The organism is Streptococcus pluranimalium, from assembly GCF_047785705.1.
In the GTDB taxonomy this organism is placed as follows: Bacteria; Bacillota; Bacilli; order Lactobacillales; family Streptococcaceae; genus Streptococcus; species Streptococcus pluranimalium_A.
Genome location: NZ_JBLOJV010000074.1, coordinates 1 through 2,469, shown reverse-complemented (window position 1 = coordinate 2,469; position 2,469 = coordinate 1). Strand labels below are relative to the sequence as shown.

Annotated in this window: 2 protein-coding genes; both read right to left on the bottom strand. The window is 32.7% G+C overall.

Annotated elements, in window-relative coordinates; all coding sequences use genetic code 11:
* Positions 1-178: 178 nt before the first annotated feature.
* Positions 179-982, bottom strand: a complete 804-nt coding sequence (gene lnu(B) / locus ACMZ6Z_RS09210) for a lincosamide nucleotidyltransferase Lnu(B) (protein WP_002294514.1) — start codon at positions 980-982, stop codon at positions 179-181.
* Positions 983-1,035: 53 nt separating this feature from the next.
* Positions 1,036-2,469 (bottom strand): ABC-F type ribosomal protection protein Lsa(E) (lsa(E), locus tag ACMZ6Z_RS09205; RefSeq protein ID WP_416132233.1); only part of this gene is annotated, 1,434 nt, incomplete at its 5' end.

Here is a 2,469-nt window from a genome sequence, read left to right as displayed (position 1 = left end):
ACGTGGATTGAGAGGACAGAATGAATGTCATTTGTGTATGTCCGTTCTCGGAAACATATCCACGACACTTTTTGCACTATCGGTAGACGGGAACATATCCATAGGCTTCGCTGTTTTTTGAAAAACTGAGGTATGCTGTTAATTTTCAGTACCCAATACTGTGAATAACGTTACTCTCCTATTCACTAATGTAATTCAACAATCTTTCTAAAATGTCATGTGTAACTTTTAAGTTGTATTGTTCAATAAGGTGACTTTGCAAATCCATAACTAATAGCAAAGAATTTTTATAGGCTTCAAATAATTCTACCTTATCTAATCGAGCAGTGGTCTTTGCAAACTTTTTATAATTTTCAAGGCTAATTTCTTTTTCAAGGTTTTTACTCATGTTTAGCCAATTATCAGCATTTTTTTCTGCCATACGTATAAGTTGTAGTGTATTTTTTTGAAGTTGTGATAAGAGTTCTAATGAACGAGCATATTCTCCTCTTTTTAGAACGTTGATTCCCATCAACCATAGATTAGAGAAATTACACAACAAAAAATTAGCATTTTCTTCAGTAAGTCTATTTGGTCTTGCACCACTTATCTCTGATAAATAATTTTCTAATTGCCCTGTTTCATCGTAAATAAGCATAGCCTTCGTATCAGGAATATAACCTGAATCTTTAAACGAGGGGATTATGTTCATATCTTTTTCAGAAAGGAAATGAAATTCCCCACGTATAAGATTATCAAAAATAACTACCTCTGTTCCGTACTCATTTTTATAAAGCATCAAGTACGGAGCTACGTCAAACAACCAGTTGGATGAATCAAAGTTCGAGGTTATACTATCTTTCAAAAATATATAGAACTCTATATCAGAGTATTGGTCACCTTCTCCTTTGGTAAACGATCCATACATCATACAAGCTGTAATTCGTTCATCTGACTCAGTAAGATTCTTAACGTTTGCAATTAATTCTTTTTGTTTTAACATTTCTTCACCCTTTCATGTAAATATCTTTTAGTTATTGTGGCAACTCAAAATCTCTACAAACCTAAATTAATATTTTTCGTACAAATGTTATTGCAAAAAGCATCATCATGCTCCACAAACAATAGTGTAGGACAATATTCCAAAATCATTTTTTCAATTTGGATACGTGAAAAAATATCAATATAGTTCAATGGCTCATCCCATATATACAAATGTGCACTTTCACAAAGGCTTTTAGCAATTAGTACTTTCTTTTTCTGACCAGCACTAAAATCCACCATGTTCTTATCAAACTGCTCTCTATTAAAATCCAGTTTACGAAGAATCGTTTTAAATAGAGTTTCATCGATCTTATTATTATAGGCAAATTCAGATAGATTACCTTTTAAATATGAAGTATCTTGCGAAATATAAGAAATTTTTAGTCCACTTGCTAGCATAAAATTTCCGGTAAATTTAATATCATCTCCATTAATCAATTTTAGGATACTAGACTTACCACTCCCATTTTTTCCGATAATGGCAACTCTATCACCAATATTGACTCTGAAATTAAGATTACTGCATACTTCTTTATCTCCATAAGACAATGATAAATCATTCGCTTCTATTAAGCACTCTTTGTGAAATTCAAGTGGTGAAATTTTTAAGTCATCATATTGTTCAATGTTGTGGAGCAGTTCTGATTTTTGTAAAACGGCTTCCTGATGTCTTGACTCAATATTTTTGGCACGTTTCATCGCTTTTGCAGCCTTATGTCCAACATAACCCTTATCCAGTTTTGAACCAGAATTTGTTGTTCCATTTTTACTTTTTTCTACTTTATTTGACCAGTTTGAACTACGTTTTGCTGCATAAGACAACCTTCCTATTTCTTTAAGGAGTTTCTTGTTTTCTGCCAGTTCAAAATTATCTTGTAACGTTTTGTTCTCCCACCAAGAAGTAAAATTTCCCTTTTGGATTTCGATATTCGTTTTATTGATAGATAGTATATGGTCAACACATTGATCAAGTAAGCTTCTATCATGAGATACCAAAATAAACCCCTTCTTGCGTTTCAAGTAGTTTTGCACCACATTACGTGCATCGATGTCAAGATGGTTTGTAGGTTCATCAATAAGCAGGAAACAACTCTCTGTAAGGAATAAAGCTGCAAGAAGGACCTTCGTTTGCTCACCATTTGACAATGTATTAAACGGACGATATAAAGCATCTTCTTGAACATCAAGCAATGATATTTCACGAAAAATCTCCCAATCCATACATTCCGTACAAATACTCTTCATTACTTCAATTGTATATAGACTCTTATCTTCCACATCATAAGGAAAATACTCAAACTTAACTGTAGAACTTATATTGCCGGAATACGCATATTTGCCAAGCAATAAATTTAAGAAAGTAGTTTTTCCGCGTCCGTTTCTTCCAATAAAACCGAGTTTCCAATCTGTATCTATCTGAAAACTTACATTTTCAAAAATATTGTC